The 15,707-nt window shown below is 71.6% G+C and carries 10 protein-coding genes; 8 read left to right on the forward strand and 2 right to left on the reverse strand.

Annotated features, from left to right (window positions below; genetic code table 11):
- Positions 1–10: 10 nt before the first annotated feature.
- Positions 11–1,465: a PucR family transcriptional regulator gene (locus ABZ939_RS10870; RefSeq protein WP_361851619.1), complete on the reverse strand. Its 1,455-nt coding sequence runs from the start codon at positions 1,463–1,465 to the stop codon at positions 11–13.
- A 187-nt stretch (positions 1,466–1,652) separates the two neighbouring features.
- On the opposite strand from ABZ939_RS10870, the gene ABZ939_RS10875 reads away from it, so the two are divergent.
- The 6 genes from ABZ939_RS10875 to ABZ939_RS10900 all read left to right on the forward strand — a co-directional run bounded on the left by ABZ939_RS10875 (position 1,653) and on the right by ABZ939_RS10900 (position 10,910).
- Positions 1,653–3,137 carry a sodium:solute symporter gene (locus tag ABZ939_RS10875; RefSeq protein WP_361851621.1) on the forward strand — a complete coding sequence of 495 codons (1,485 nt, stop codon included), beginning with the start codon at positions 1,653–1,655 and terminating at the stop codon, positions 3,135–3,137.
- Between the two features lie 84 nt (positions 3,138–3,221).
- Positions 3,222–4,199 carry an agmatinase gene (speB, locus tag ABZ939_RS10880; RefSeq protein ID WP_361851623.1) on the forward strand — a complete coding sequence of 326 codons (978 nt, stop codon included), beginning with the start codon at positions 3,222–3,224 and terminating at the stop codon, positions 4,197–4,199.
- 154 nt (positions 4,200–4,353) lie between these two features.
- Positions 4,354–6,036 carry a thiamine pyrophosphate-binding protein gene (locus ABZ939_RS10885; protein ID WP_361851625.1) on the forward strand — a complete coding sequence of 561 codons (1,683 nt, stop codon included), beginning with the start codon at positions 4,354–4,356 and terminating at the stop codon, positions 6,034–6,036.
- A 174-nt stretch (positions 6,037–6,210) separates the two neighbouring features.
- Positions 6,211–6,636: a hypothetical protein gene (locus tag ABZ939_RS10890; RefSeq protein ID WP_361851628.1), complete on the forward strand. Its 426-nt coding sequence runs from the start codon at positions 6,211–6,213 to the stop codon at positions 6,634–6,636.
- 133 nt (positions 6,637–6,769) lie between these two features.
- A complete protein-coding gene (locus tag ABZ939_RS10895) occupies positions 6,770–10,486 on the forward strand; it encodes an ABC transporter ATP-binding protein (RefSeq protein ID WP_361851630.1) in 3,717 nt (1,238 codons plus the stop codon).
- A gap of 49 nt (positions 10,487–10,535) precedes the next feature.
- The gene (locus ABZ939_RS10900; protein WP_361851633.1) at positions 10,536–10,910 is read left to right on the forward strand and encodes a hypothetical protein; all 375 of its coding nucleotides are present in this window, start codon (positions 10,536–10,538) and stop codon (positions 10,908–10,910) included.
- Here the strand turns inward: ABZ939_RS10900 and ABZ939_RS10905 are convergent.
- Entirely contained in the window at positions 10,907–13,510 is a 2,604-nt protein-coding gene (locus ABZ939_RS10905) for a DUF6185 family protein (RefSeq protein ID WP_361851913.1), read from the reverse strand. The two genes, ABZ939_RS10900 and ABZ939_RS10905, sit on opposite strands and share 4 nt — an antisense overlap.
- Positions 13,511–13,723: 213 nt before the next feature.
- Between ABZ939_RS10905 and ABZ939_RS10910 the strand changes: the two genes are divergently transcribed.
- The gene (locus ABZ939_RS10910) at positions 13,724–14,122 is read left to right on the forward strand and encodes a hypothetical protein (RefSeq protein ID WP_361851635.1); all 399 of its coding nucleotides are present in this window, start codon (positions 13,724–13,726) and stop codon (positions 14,120–14,122) included.
- 110 nt (positions 14,123–14,232) lie between these two features.
- On the forward strand, positions 14,233–15,687 hold the full coding sequence (locus ABZ939_RS10915) for an aminopeptidase (RefSeq protein WP_361851638.1): 1,455 nt from the start codon (positions 14,233–14,235) through the stop codon (positions 15,685–15,687).
- Positions 15,688–15,707: the final 20 nt, after the last annotated feature.

Genomic DNA, 15,707 nt, shown 5'->3' on the forward strand with positions numbered 1-15,707 from the left:
CCCGATCGGGTCACGGAACACGCAGCGCGAACCACAGCTCCATCCGTACATCCGGGTCGTCCAGGTCCCGGTCGAGGAGCGCCGCGCAGCGGGTGACACGCTGGCGGACGGTGTTGCGGTGGACGTCCAGGGCCACCGCCGTCCGGTCCCAGTTGCCGTGGAGGGAGAGCCAGGCGCGCAGGGTCTCCCTGAGCGGTTCGTTCAGGGGGGCGAGGAGGGCCCGGGCGTGGGCGGCGGCCTCGGCGGGGTCCACCAGGGCCGCGAAGCCGCCGGGGCGGTGCCGTACGAGAGGGGCGCGGGTCGCCTGCGCCCGGCGCAGCGCCCGCGCCGCCTGGGCGTCGGCCGCGGCCAGAGCGTCCGGCTCTGCGGCCGCGCTCACCCCGAGCGTCCATCCCTCCTGTGCGGTGACGGCGGCGGAGCCTGGCAGGAGAAGCCGTATGGTTCCGGAGCGTCCAGAGCCCGTGTCCCCGGCGTCCACCAGCTGCGTCCCCAGGGCCGCCGCCAAGGCGCCCGCGGCGAAGGGGGTGCCGTCGCCGCCGTGGGCGTGGACCACCGTCCAGGGGCCCGCGCCCAGGGCGGGGGCCGCCTCGGCCGGGGGTGTGCCGAGCAGCAGGCGCACCAGGGCCGTGTCCCGGGCCGAGACGTCCGCGCCGCGGTGCGGGGCGGTCAGCAGGGAGAGCAGGACGACCGCCACCCCGGCGATCGTGTGGTCGGACGCCTCCCGCCGCTCGGCCGCCACACCCAGCGCGAGACCGTCGCCGCCGCCCAGCGCGTAGGCCGCCAGCCGCATCCCTCCGCCGTCCCCGCTCGCGGACGCCGGGCCGCCGGGGCGCGGCCCCACCACGCCCGCCAGGTCCCGCAGCGCCGCCTCCGCCTCCGCCCCGATCGCCCGGCCCGCCGCCGCGTACGCGGTGCCGTCCGCCGCGTAGAGCACCGCGCGTCCGCCGAGCCGGGACGCCAGCGCGCCGAGGACCGCCGGGACGGGGGCCGGCCGGGCGGCCGCCGTGGCCAGCGACTGCTGCGCCTCGGTCACCCGGCGCAGCTCCCGGTGCCGGGCCTCCGCCATCAGCCGCCACACCGCCCGGGCCACTGCCGTGAACGGCGTGTGCGGAGGCACTTCGAGCAGCGGCAGCCCATGGCGCTCGCAGGCCGACACGAGCTCCGCCGGAACCGTGTCGTGGACCGGTGCGACCCCGAAGCCGAGCGCCGCGGCCCCCGCCTCCACCACCCGCTCGACGTAGAGCGCGGGATTCGTCAGCTGGACGCCCGCCGTCATCAGCAGCTCGCCGCCCAGCAGATACGGATACGGGTCGGCCATCTCGGAGGTGTGCACCCAGTGGATGGACGCGTCGTCGGGCCCGGCGAGCAGCCGCAGGCCGAGGTCCTGGCGGCCGAGCAGTGCGGCCAGCGAGACCGGTGGGGCCGGTGGGGCCGGTGGTGTGGGCGTGGGCTCCTGCGCGGGCATGGGGTGTGGACCTTTCGTACATCGGCCTAGCGAGGCGATGGATGAAACGTACGCTTCAGGGTCGCTTTCCGGCCACCTACTGTCGTCCCATCCAGAGGCCGCGGGTACGGGCGGATGTCCCCGCGATCAGTCACTGGAGTCACTCCACCCGCACGACACGCCACCGAAGTGAACGAGGGAGGGCCCCATGGCCGTCGACTACACAGTGATCGTCCTGTACTTGGCCGGCATGCTCGCGATGGGCTGGTGGGGCATGCGCCGCGCCAAGTCCAAGAGCGAGTTCCTGGTGGCGGGTCGCCGGCTCGGTCCCTGGATGTACTCCGGGACCATGGCCGCCATCGTCCTCGGCGGCGCCTCGACCATCGGCGGCGTGGGTCTCGGCTACAAGTACGGCCTCTCCGGTGCCTGGATGGTCTTCGCCATCGGCCTCGGACTGCTGGCGCTGAGCATCTTCTTCTCCGCCCGCATCGCCCGGCTGAAGGTCTACACCGTCTCCGAGATGCTCGACCTGCGCTACGGCGGCAAGGCCGGTGTCATCTCGGGCGTGGTCATGTGGGCGTACACGCTGATGCTCGCCGTCACCTCCACCATCGCGTACGCCACCATCTTCGACGTCCTCTTCGACCTGCCCCGCACCCTCGCGATCGTCCTCGGCGGCGCCATCGTCGTCGCGTACTCGACGCTCGGCGGCATGTGGTCCATCACCCTCACCGACATGGTGCAGTTCGTGGTGAAGACCATCGGCGTGCTGATCCTGCTGCTGCCCATCGCCGTGATCAAGGCCGGCGGCTTCGCCGAGATGAAGGCCCAGCTGCCCACCGAGTACTTCGCACCGCTCGGCATCGGCGGCGAGACGATCTTCACGTACGTGCTGATCTACACCTTCGGCATGCTCATCGGTCAGGACATCTGGCAGCGGGTCTTCACCGCCCGGACCGACAAGGTCGCCAAGTGGGGCGGCACCGTCGCCGGTACCTACTGTCTCGTGTACGCCCTGGCCGGCGCCGTCATCGGCACCGCGGCCAAGGTGCTCTACCCGAACCTGCCCAGCGCCGACGACGCCTTCGCGACCATCGTCAAGGACGAACTGCCCATGGGTGTGCGGGGCCTGGTCCTCGCCGCCGCGCTCGCCGCCGTCATGTCGACCTCCTCCGGCGCGCTCATCGCCTGCGCCACCGTCGCCAACAACGACATCTGGTCGCGGCTGCGCGGCCTGACCACCGGCAACGGCGGCGAGGACCACGACGAGGTGAAGGGCAACCGCCTCTTCATCCTGCTCATGGGCATCGCCACCATCTGCATCGCCATCGCCCTGAACGACGTCGTCCAGGCCCTCACCGTCGCCTACAACCTGCTGGTCGGCGGACTGCTCGTGCCGATCCTCGGCGGCCTGCTGTGGCGCCGCGGCACCGTGCAGGGAGCCCTTGCCGCGGTCACCGTCGGCGGCCTGTCCGTCATTGGCCTGATGTGGGCTTACGGAATCCTGGCAAATGAGCCTGTTTACTATGGTTTGTTGGCCTCGCTCGCCGCGTATGTGATCGTTTCCCTGGCGACCCGCCCGACGGACGCCGCCGTGCTCGCGAACTGGCGTGCCCGGCTGGCGGGCCAGGACCCCGAAGCCGCCGAAGCCGACGAGACGCCGGAGACCGTGCCGGCCGCCTCGACCGGCTGACGCACCCGCAGACTCCCGGCCGGGGGCCCCGAGACCCGAGGCCCCCGACCGGACCCCACCGATACACCCCAGGAGGACCCGACCATGAGCAGCAGCGACCAGAACGCCTTCCGCGGCCCGATCGACTCGTCCCGCATCCCGCGGTACGCCGGTCCCGCGACGTTCGCCCGGCTGCCGCGACTCGACGAGGTCGGCACCGCCGACGTCGCCGTGGTCGGCGTGCCCTTCGACAGCGGCGTCTCCTACCGCCCCGGCGCCCGCTTCGGCGGCAACGCGATCCGCGAGGCCTCCCGCCTCCTGCGCCCGTACAACCCGGCGCAGGACGCCTCGCCGTTCGCCCTCGCTCAGGTCGCCGACGCCGGTGACATCGCCGCCAACCCGTTCAACATCAACGAGGCCGTCGAGACGATCGAGGCCGCGGCCGACGACCTGCTCGGCACCGGCGCGCGGATGATGACCCTCGGCGGCGACCACACCATCGCGCTGCCGCTGCTGCGCTCCGTCGCCAAGAAGCACGGCCCGGTCGCCCTGCTCCACTTCGACGCGCACCTCGACACCTGGGACACCTACTTCGGCGCCGAGTACACCCACGGCACCCCGTTCCGCCGCGCCGTCGAGGAGGGCATCCTCGACACCGAGGCGCTCTCCCACGTCGGCACGCGCGGCCCGCTCTACGGCAAGCAGGACCTCACCGACGACGAGAAGATGGGCTTCGGCATCGTCACCTCGGCGGACATCTACCGCCGTGGCGCCGACGAGGTCGCCGACCAGCTGCGCCAGCGCATCGGCGACCGCCCGCTGTACATCTCCATCGACATCGACTGCCTCGACCCGGCCCACGCGCCCGGCACCGGCACCCCGGAGGCGGGCGGCATGACCTCCCGCGAGCTCCTGGAGATCCTGCGCGGGCTGTCCTCCTGCAACCTGGTCTCCGCGGACGTCGTCGAGGTCGCCCCGGCCTACGACCACGCCGAGATCACCGCCGTCGCCGCCTCGCACACGGCGTACGAGCTGACGACGATCATGTCCCGCCAGATCGCGGCGGCCCGCGAGGCGAAGTAGCCTTCCGCGGCGCGGGTCGGGCGATGCCCGCCCCGCGCCGCTTTCGGGTGGTGGTCATTCGTTCCGCAGGGCTGGGGGTCCCCCAGCCCTGCGAGGGTGGGCACACCCGACCACCGGCCCGCACCCGACCACGCCACGCCCCGAGGGACCCGCCATGACCCACGACCACGACCTGGTCCTGCGCCCGACCGCCGCACAGACGGAGGCCGCGCTCAACCCGCCCGCGGGGCGGAACGGCGGCGACCTCGTCGTCGAGACCCTCTCCGGTCTCGGCGCCACCACCGTCTTCGGCCTGCCCGGCCAGCACGCCCTCGGCATGTTCGACGCGCTGCGCCGCTCCTCGCTCAGGTACGTCGGACTGCGCGTCGAGAACAACGCGGGCTTCGCGGCCGACGCGTACGGCCGGATGACCGGCGAGGCGGCCCCGCTGCTGCTCTCCACCGGCCCCGGCGCCCTGATGTCGCTCGCCGCGCTCCAGGAGGCGGCCGCCGCCTCCGCCCCCGTCCTCGCGATCGGCAGCCAGATCCCGGTGGCCGGCCTCGGCGGCGGGCGGCACGGCTACCTCCATGAACTGCGCGACCAGCAGGCGTCCTTCCGGGACATCGTGAAGTCGGTGCACACCGTCCGTACGCAGTCCCAGATCCCCTCCGCCATCGCGGCGGCCTGGGAGTCGGCGCTGACCGCCCCGCACGGCCCGGTCTGGGTGGAGATCCCGCAGGACGTGCTGCTCGCCGAGACCTCGCTGCCGGTCGTCACGGCGATGGACGCGACGCCCGAGGACGTCGTCCCGCGCCCCGAGCTGACGGCGGTCGCGGCCCATCTCCTCGCGAACGCCGAGCGGCCCGCGATCATCGCCGGCGGCGGAGTCGTCCGCTCCGACGCGTCCGGCAAGCTGCGCGCCCTCGCCGAGCGGATCGACGCGCCCGTGGTCACCACCTTCGGCGGCAAGGGCGCCTTCCCCTGGGAGCACCCGCTCTCGCTGCAGTCCTGGCTGGAGGACCGGCACACCACCGACTTCCTGGAGAACGCGGACGTCCTGCTGGTCGTCGGCTCCGGCCTCGGCGAGCTGTCCTCGAACTACCACACCTTCGCCCCGCGCGGCCGGGTGATCCAGATCGAGGCGGACGCGGGCAAGCTGGAGTCCAACCACCCGGCGCTCGGCATCCACGCCGACGCCCGCCTGGCGCTCTCGGCGCTCCTGGAGACGGTGCCGGTACGGGAGGACTCCGCCGCCCCCGAGCGCGTGCGGGCGGTCCTGTCGAAGGTCCGGGACCGGATCGCGGCCCAGGACCTCGGTCTGGAGCAGCGGATCGTCGCCTCGGTCCGCGAGGCGCTCCCGGACACGTCCCCCAGCTTCTGGGACATGACGATCCTCGCCTACTGGGCCTGGTCGGCCTTCGACGCACGCCACCCCAACACCATGCACTCCGCCCAGGGCGCCGGCGGCCTCGGCTACGGCTTCCCCGCGGCCCTCGGCGCGGCGGCGGCCGACCCGACCCGGCCGGTCCTCGCGGTCTCGGGGGACGGCGGCGCGATGTATTCGATCGCCGAGCTGGCGACGGCGAAGCAGTACGGCTCCGACGTCACCTGGCTGATCGTGGACGACGGCGGCTACGGCATCCTGCGCGAGTACATGACGGACGCCTTCGGCGAGGCCACGGCCACCGAACTCGCCCGCCCGGACTTCGTCGCCCTGGCGGAATCCTTCGGCGTCCCCGCGGTCCGCACGACACCGGAATCCCTGACGGCCGACCTGACGAAGGCCCTGGCGACCCCGGGCCCGTCGGTCGTGGTGCTTCCGGCGCTGCTGCGGATGTTCGAGCCGACGCACCTCTGATCGAAATCTGACCCAACCGGTCGGTAACTGAGCGTGATGACCGTCGTTCTTGTATGTACCGTCAAGTAGGCATATTCTATTGGCAAATGCACTGATGTGGCCTATTCGCACGGTCCCGACCGATTACGTTCAGTAATCAGCGCAGTGTGTGTACCTCTAATGAGGTGAAGCCTCATGCGTCGTCATTCCGCGTTCCTGCTGCCCGCAGGGGTGGCCATAGCCATCGTGGGCTTCCTCGCCCCCACCGCCGAGGCGGGAAGCGCCCACTTCGTCGGCACGCCGACCGTGACCGCCTCCGGTAGCACCCTGACCGTCAAGGGCAAGGAAGCTGGACTCGGCAACCTGGAGCAGATCAACGTCACGGTCACCGCCGACGCCCAGTGCGTCAACAAGGGCGGCAACAAGCCGTCGGCCGAGAACAAGCAGGCCTTCGGTGGCGGCGGCCAGTTCCCGGTCCAGAACGGTAAGGCCAACTTCAGCGTCACGGTCACCGCCAACTTCAAGCCGGCGTGCAGCCCGCCGATGACCCTGGTCTGGACCAATGTCGTCGTCTCCGACGCGGCCAACGGTCTCTCCGTGACCTTCCCCGGTCCCTTCTAGTCCCCCGGCCCCTCCGGTCTCCGGTCCTAGGACCAGGGACCGGACCTGTGTCCGACTTTGTTGCGGCGGGATGAAATCCCACCCCAACCGCGTTGGAGCCTTCCGGTAGAGCAGGACGAACGGGAGGAACCACGTGGCCGCGGCGGGGCAGAAACAGCAGGGCTGGGCGCGCAGACTGGCCGGTTACGCGTGGCGGTACCGGACCAATGTGGTGCTCGCGCTCGGGTCCTCCCTGGCCGGGATGGCCGTCCTCGCACTCGTACCGCTCATCACCAAGGTGATCATCGACGACGTCATCGGCGCGAAGACCCGGTCTCTCGGCGTCTGGACCGGCCTCCTCATCGCCGCCGCCCTCGTCGTCTACGTCCTCACCTACGTCCGCCGCTACTACGGCGGCCGGCTCGCCCTCGACGTCCAGCACGACCTCCGTACCGAGATGTTCGGCACGATCACCCGGCTCGACGGCCGGCGGCAGGACGAGCTGTCCACCGGGCAGGTCGTCGGGCGGGCGACGAGCGACCTCCAGCTCATCCAGGGCCTTCTTTTCATGCTCCCGATGACGATCGGGAACATCCTGCTCTTCCTGATCTCCCTGGCCGTCATGGCCTGGCTCTCCCTCCCGCTCACCCTCGTCGCCCTCGCCGTCGCCCCCGCCCTCTGGTTCATCGCCAAGCGCAGCCGCACCCGCCTCCACCCCGCCACCTGGTACGCCCAGGCGCAGGCCGCTGCCGTCGCCGGGGTCGTCGACGGATCCGTGACCGGCGTCCGGGTCGTCAAGGGCTTCGGGCAGGAGGACCAGGAGACCGGCAAGATCCGCGACGCCAGCCGCAAGCTCTTCGCCGGCCGGCTCCGCACGATCCGGCTCAACTCGAAGTACACCCCGGCCCTCCAGGCCGTCCCGGCCCTCGGCCAGGTCGCCGTCCTCGCGCTCGGCGGCTGGCTCGCCACCCGCGGCCAGATCACGCTCGGCACCTTCGTCGCCTTCTCCGCCTACCTCGCCTCGCTCATCGGCCCGGTCCGGATGCTCGCCATGGTCCTCACCGTCGGCCAGCAGGCCCGCGCGGGCGTCGACCGCGTCCTGGAGCTCATCGACACCGAGCCGGTGATCAAGGACGGGACGAAGGAGCTGCCGGCGGACGCCGAGGCCACCGTCGAGTTCGACGACGTCGGCTTCGCCTACGAGGACGGGCGCCCCGTCCTCGACGGCTTCTCCCTCGAGATCCGTGCCGGCGAGACCGTCGCCGTCGTCGGCGCCTCCGGCTCCGGCAAGTCCACCGTCTCGCTCCTGCTGCCCCGCTTCTACGACGTCACCCACGGCGCCGTCCTCGTCGGCGGCCACGACGTCCGCGAGCTCACCCTCGACTCCCTGCGCGCCGCCATCGGACTCGTCCCCGAGGACAGCTTCCTGTTCTCCGACACCGTCCGCGCCAACATTGCTTACGGCCATCCGGACGCCACCCAGGAGCAGATCGAGTCCGCCGCGCGCGCCGCCCAGGCGGACCGTTTCATCGCCGAGCTGCCCGAGGGATACGACACCAAGGTCGGCGAGCACGGCCTCACCCTCTCCGGCGGCCAGCGCCAGCGGATCGCCCTCGCCCGCGCCATCCTCACCGACCCCCGGCTGCTCCTCCTCGACGACGCCACCTCCGCCGTCGACGCGCGCGTGGAGCACGAGATCCACGAGGCCCTCGCCTCCGTGATGGCCGGCCGCACCACGCTCCTCATCGCCCACCGCCGCTCCACCCTCGGCCTCGCCGACCGGATCGCCGTCCTCGACGACGGCCGGCTCTCCGACATCGGCACGCACGAGGAGCTGGAGGAGCGCTCCGCCCTCTACCGACAGCTCCTCACCGACCCCGACGAGCTCGGCGGCGTCTCGCCCGGACACACCGTGGCGATGGAGGTGCCGGAGGACCGCACCCTGCGCGCCGAGCTGGACGCCGAGTTCGACGCCGAGCGCGGCATCACCCCCACCCTCTGGGTACGGGAGGAATCCGCCGCCGAGGAGTCCTCGGCCCCCGGAGCCACCCCCGAGCTGCTCGCCGCCGTCGAGGCGCTCCCGCCCGCCACGGACACCCCGGACGTCGACGAGGCACGGGCCGTCACCCCCGAGGAGTCCTACGGACTGCGCCGGCTGCTGCGCGGCTTCGGCATCCCCCTGCTCATCAGCCTCGGACTCGTCGCCGTCGACGCCGGCATGGGCCTGCTGCTGCCGATCCTGATCCGGCACGGCATCGACGACGGCGTGAACAAGCTCGCCATGGGTGCCGTCTGGGCTGCCTCGGCGCTCGCCCTGCTGACCGTCGTCGTGCAGTGGTTCGCCCAGACCGCCGAGATCAAGATGACCGGCCGCACCGGCGAACGCGTCCTCTACGCCCTGCGCCTGAAGATCTTCGCCCAGCTCCAGCGGCTCGGCCTCGACTACTACGAGCGCGAGCTGACCGGCCGGATCATGACCCGGATGACGACGGACGTGGACGCGCTGTCCACCTTCCTCCAGACCGGGCTCGTCACCGCGTTCGTCTCCGTCACGACCTTCTTCGGGATCATGGGCGCGCTGCTCGTCCTCGACCTCCAGCTCGCCCTGGTCGTCTTCGCGACGCTCCCGGTGCTCGCCGTCGCCACGTACTTCTTCCGCCGCTCCAGCGTGAAGGCGTACGAGCTGGCACGGGAGCGGATCAGCGTCGTCAACGCCGACCTCCAGGAGTCGGTCTCCGGCCTCCGGATCGTCCAGGCCTTCCGCCGCGAGCGCTCGGGCGCCGCCCGGTTCGCGGCCCGCAGCGACGAGTACCGCCAGGCCCGGGTCCGCGGACAGTGGCTGATCTCGATCTACTTCCCCTTCGTCACGCTGCTGTCGTCCGTGGCCGCCGCGGCCGTCATGATCGTCGGCGCGAACCGCATCGAGGCCGGGACGCTGACCACCGGCGCGCTCGTCGCCTACCTCCTCTACATCGACCTCTTCTTCGCGCCCGTGCAGCAGCTCTCGCAGGTCTTCGACGGCTACCAGCAGGCCGCCGTCTCCCTGAAGCGGATGCAGGAGCTGCTCCGGGAGCCGACGTCGACGGCCGCCGCCGACGAGCCCCTGGACGTGCTCTCGCTGCGCGGCGAGATCGCCTTCGAGGACGTCTCCTTCGCTTACGGCAACGAGGAGGAGGCGCTGACCGGGATCGATCTGCGCATCCCCGCCGGGCAGACCGTCGCCTTCGTCGGCGAGACCGGCGCCGGGAAGTCCACGCTGGTCAAACTGGTCGCACGGTTCTACGACCCCACCGCCGGGCGGGTCACGGCCGACGGCACCGACCTCAGGGACCTGGACATCACCTCGTACCGCCACCGGCTCGGAGTCGTGCCCCAGGAGGCGTACCTCTTCGCCGGGACGGTCCGCGACGCCATCGCCTACGGCCGGCCGGAGGCGACCGACGCCGAGGTCGAGGCGGCGGCGCGCGCGGTCGGCGCCCACGACATGATCGCGACCCTGGACGGCGGCTACCTCCACGAGGTCGCCGAGCGCGGCCGCAACCTCTCGGCGGGCCAGCGGCAGCTGATCGCGCTGGCCCGCGCCGAACTCGTCGACCCGGACATCCTGCTCCTCGACGAGGCCACGGCCGCCCTCGACCTGGCCACCGAGGCCCAGGTCAACCAGGCCACCGACCGCCTCGCCGGCCGCCGTACGACGCTGGTCGTCGCCCACCGGCTCACCACGGCCGCCCGCGCGGACCGGGTGATCCTCATGGCGCACGGCCGCGTCGCGGAGGACGGCACCCACGACGAACTGCTCGCGCGGGGCGGCGAGTACGCGGAGCTGTGGCGGACGTTCATCGGCGAGGAGGAGCCGGCGACGGCGGTCTGAGTACGATCGCGGATTCCGCCGCCCGCCGGGGCGGGGGTTGAATCGGGCCATGAGCAACGAGCACCCCGTCCGCGCCAAGGCCGCGTCCGGCCCCGGCGACGCCGTCCGCCCGGACCCGGCGGCCTACCGGCTGCGCACCCGCGCCCTGTGGTGCGGACTGGCCCTCGCGCCCGCGACCGTCCTGGTCGTGTTCCTGAGCCTGACCACGCCCGAGGGCTCCGGCTGCGTCCTCAACGGCGACTGCGGCACCACCCCCGGCTGGGCGTACCTCACCACCCTCGCCATCGCGGCCGGCTCCTGGATCCACGCCCTCTGCACCCCGGACGGCCCCGCCCCCGCGTCCTCCCGCAAGGCCGCGTTCTGGGCGATGATCGGCGCGGAGTGCGTCTTTCTCCTTCTCGTCCTCGCCTACTTCGGCGGTTAGTGGCCCGAATCCGAGCCGCCCCCGGGGACGCCCGTGCCACTCGGGCTCTGGTTGTCGATGAGGACGACCGGGGGATTGCCACTGAGCTGCTGCCAGATCGTCACCAGCGCCACCACCTGGGCGACGAACAGCGCGACCTGCGCCGACGCCGTTCGCATCTGGTACAGGGAGAGCAGCAGACCCGTCCTGGTCGGCCAGTAGTGCCGCTCCTGCCGGAACGTGTCGATGTCCAGGAGCATGCCCGTCGTCGTCAGCACGAGCAGCATGAACGCCCCGCGCAGCAGCCCCGCGTCGGTCGGCTGGTGGACCAGTACGTTGCCCAACTGGTCCACCAGGAACGGCAGGGCGTAGACGACCGCGAGATAGAACCCGCGGCCCGGGCCACGGCGCCCCGGCAGGACCCGCCACAGCGCACCCAGCGTGAACCCCGCCCCCGCCCAGATCAGCAACTCGCCCATGACGTACGTCAGCACGCTCACGAAGCCGAACTGCTCGCTGAACTTGTCGGTCCACAGCGTGCCCCGGACCTGGTCGGCCCAGAACATCACCCCGATGGCGGGCAGCCCGACCAGGGCGGCGACGGCCGCCGCACGGCAGGCGTTTGCCCACCAGGAGGCCCTCGGACCCCAGGCCAGCGCCAGCTCCACGGGACCGACCGAGTGCGGCAGCGGAACGCGGTCGTGTGGACGACGTGGATGCGGCGGGGTCCACCGATGCAGCCGGTCCAGCTTCCGTTCGATGGCCGCCCGCTCGCCCTCGGTCTGCCCCTGTTCGAGGCGGCGCAGCTCCGCGTGCAGCTCGCGGTGCTGACGTGCCATGTGCATGATCCTGGTCCGGTCGTGTTCCCCAACGACCTGATGGAGGGGCCCACCGGGGGTCAGCTGCCGGGCAAGTACCGCGTACTTCCGGCCGAAGGCCAACAGGACGGTCAGCGAAGACCACAGGACGGCGAGCGACAGCAGGAACAGCGGCACACCGCCGTACAGGCCCACGATGGGAGCCACGTCCACCAGGAAGAACAGCTTGAGCAGCGCCAGTTCGCGCGGCCGCAGGACCTCGCCGTCGTAGCCGGGGGCACCCTGCCAGGACCGGGCCACGGCGACGAACGCGAAGGCCATCGTCCCCCACCAGGCGGTGGCGGGCGCCCAGTCGGCGAAGTTGGAGGGAAACCACCGCTGGTCATTGAAGATCGTGGCCGACCGGAACAGGGCGTAGTCCGCCGTCCCGCTCTCGTCGGCCAGCCAGGACACCCGGTCCCACCAGTTCTCCGCGGCCAGGAAGCTGCCGGCGGCCACGGCGCACGATGCCAGCGCGAGGACGGCGAGGACCGTCCAGGGGAAACGGCCGCGGCACGCGGGTCCCGCGGTCAAGCCTGCGGCCGAGGACCGCCACAGCCGCAGACACACGCTCACCACGCCCACCAGCCAGACGAACACCAGGGCGGCGTCGGCGAGGGCGTACCAGTACATCCCTCCCGCCGCGGTGAACACCTCGACCTCGACGGGGTCGTCCACCCAGTACAGCACCATCAGAGGCGGCAGCCCGAAGAGCGTCGGCCACAGCGCCACGGCACCGGCATATCCCAGCGCGAGGGCGACGGCGGCGACAGCGGCACGGCCGGGTCGGCCGAGTACGCACAGCAGCGCGCCCAGGGCGGCCGTCAGGACCAGATGGACCGCAAGCCGGTGATCCGTGAACCACGTACCGGCGCCGGTCTCCGAGAGATGGCTCAGCACATGGTCGTCGCCGACATGGGCCAGCAGGATTACGAACCACACCCAGGCGAGCGATCGGAGGTTCCGTCGTGCCGCCTCTTCAGCCGGCGTGGGCAGGGCGAGGGGAGGCTGGTGCCGGAGCCGTCGGAGCAGTATCAGCGTCATGACGAAGACGACGACGTCCCAGGACATCCAGCCCAGGGCACCGGCTGTGGTCCAGGGGTAGCTCGACCAGCGAGCGGCGTTCGCCTTGGTCGCGGGCGGCTGCAACTCCAGACGCAGACCGGGCGGCGGACCCACGGCCTTCTCCGCGCCGGTCCACGTCAGTTCGGTCGAGGACCCCACCGTCGGCGCCGGGACCACGGACCGGGCCGGCTGCCCTCCCAGGTCGATCCGCACCCGGGCCCAGCGGGACTGCGTCAGAGCGTCGGGTGGCACGAGCTCCATGTGCCAGGTGCGGTTGCCCGCGTCGATGCGCCACGGCCCGACATCGCGAATGCCCTTCGCGGACACCCAGGTGGTGGTCTGCTGTTCCACCGTGACCCAGGTCGTGTCAGCCGTGACCCGGGGCTGCTTGTACTGCCATTCCGTGTCGCGGTACTGGATCGTGTCCACCGAGGACCGCAGCAGACAACGCATGGCCGTCCGGTACTCCTCGGTGTCCCGGTTCAGGAGCAGCGAGGACGCCCACATCCAGCCTCGCGGCACCTTGACCACGACGACACTGGTCACCTTGGTCGAGTACTGCCCATCGTGCGCGATCCGCACCGACGCGTCGACCTCGGCACGGCTCAGCGTCCGTTTGACGCACGCGTTGTCCGGCGGCTCCTCCGCGGCGTACGCCGTCCCCGACGACGCCGCACCGAAGGCCAGCACGAGCAGCACGAACAAGGCCGCGAGAGAGCAGATCGCCCGTGCGGACGCCCCGCGTGATGACCGTAAGAAACCCACCCCTGCGAAACCCACCCCTGAGAACCGCACCCCTGAGAACCCCACCCGTCCCTCGATCCGAGCAGGAAAGCGTATCGAATGACGGCAACCGAACCGGCGCCCTCTGCGTCGTACGCATGTATGACAGGAGTCGAGGGAGGGGTGCGTGTGTTCGGTGAGGTTCGGGCGGCTCGGCGGCCCCTCGCGTATCTGGTCGCCCTGCTGCTCGCCGTCGGCGCTCTCTCCCTCGGCGGACCCGTCACCGCGTCCGCCGACGCCGCCTCGCTCTGCAGCGGCCGGCCCACCAAGACGGTCGGCTTCGGCACCGGTGAGCTGCGCCTCTACCGCAGCCGCCAGTACGTCTGCGCCCTCACCGTCGCCAAGGTCCCCGGCCCGCGCCGCGCGATGTCCGTCGCCCTCCAGCCCCGTGGCGGGCGGCCCGCCGTCGACAGCGGGCGCTTCACCCGCCAGGCGGGGCCCGTCACCGTGCACGCCCTCAACCGGTGCGTCCGCGCCACCGGTTCCGTCGCCGGCCGGAGCGGGGCGACGGGGTGGGTTCTGTGCTGAACCCGTGATGAAACCTGTGCCCTTGCGAAGGTAAGGGCCAACTGGGTCTGGCAGCACCCACGTTGCCCCCGCTAGGTTCGCGACACCGTTGTGAATCAAGGGGAGGGTCAATGCGTAAGTCGCTGAGATGGCTGGCGTCGCTCACGGTGCTCATAGGCACCGTCGGTGCGACCGGCGCGGCTACCGCCGCGGAGCCGGCCACCGGCACGTTCGGCGGTGCGGCCGCCGAGGCGTCCGCCACCACGGACATCAAGGACCGCATCCTGGCGATCCCCGGGATGAGCCTCATCGAGGAGAAGCCGTACGCCGGCTACCGCTTCTTCATCCTCGACTACACCCAGCCGATCGACCACCGCCGCCCGTGGAAGGGCACGTTCAAGCAGCGGATCTCCGTCCTCCACAAGGACACCGACCGCCCGACCGTCTTCCACACCAGCGGCTACTCGCTGAGCACCAACCCCAGCCGCCGTGAGCCCACCCGGATCATCGACGGCAACCAGGTCTCCATGGAGTACCGGTACTTCACGCCGTCGCGGCCGCAGCCCGCCGACTGGTCCAAGCTGGACATCTGGCAGGCCGCGAGCGACCAACACCGCATCTTCACCGCCCTGAAGAAGATCTACGGGCAGAAGTGGCTCTCCACCGGCGCCTCCAAGGGCGGCATGACGGCCACCTACTACGAGCGCTTCTACCCGCGCGACATGGACGGCGTCGTCGCGTACGTCGCGCCCAACGACGTGGTGAACAAGGAGGACTCGGCGTACGACAGGTTCTTCGAGACCGTCGGGACCAAGGAGTGCCGCGACCGCCTCAACGCGATGCAGCGCGAGGCGCTCGTCCGCCGCGAGCCGCTCCAGAAGAAGTACAAGGCGTGGGCCGAGTCCGAGGGCGCCACCTTCAACACGGTCGGCTCCCTCGACAAGGCGTACGAGGCCGTCGTCCTCGACTTCGTCTGGGGCTTCTGGCAGTACTCCAACGAGGCCGACTGCGCCTCGATCCCGGACGCCGCCACGGCGACCGACGACGCGGTGTACGAGACCATCGACGCCATCTCCGGCTGGTCCTTCTACACCGACCAGGGCCTGGAGCCGTACACCCCGTACTACTACCAGGCGGCGACCCAGCTCGGCTCGCCCAGCATCAAGCTGCCGCACCTCGACGGCCTGACCCGCTACGGCTACCAGCCCGCGCGGAACTTCGTGCCGCGCGAGATCCCGATGACGTTCCAGCCGTGGGCCATGCGGGACGTCGACGACTGGGTCCGCAAGAACGCGAACCAGATGCTGTTCGTCTACGGGGCCAACGACCCGTGGGGAGCCGAGCCGTTCCGCCTCGGCAAGGGCGTCCGTGACAGCTATGTCTACACGGCCCCGGGCGCCAACCACGGCGCCCAGGTCGCGGGTCTCGTCGAGGACGAGCGCGCCAAGGCCACGGCGCGCATCCTCGCCTGGGCCGGGGTCGACGCCCCGACGGCCGCCGCCGCGCAGCCGCTGGCCCGCTTCGACGCCCGCCTGGACAAGGCGGTCGACGAGGAGCTGAGCCGGGAGCACGGCATCCGCCCGTAGCCCCGCGTCCGCAGCCGCGC

The organism is Streptomyces sp. NPDC046712 (genome assembly GCF_040645695.1).
In the GTDB taxonomy this organism is placed as follows: Bacteria; Actinomycetota; Actinomycetes; order Streptomycetales; family Streptomycetaceae; genus Streptomyces.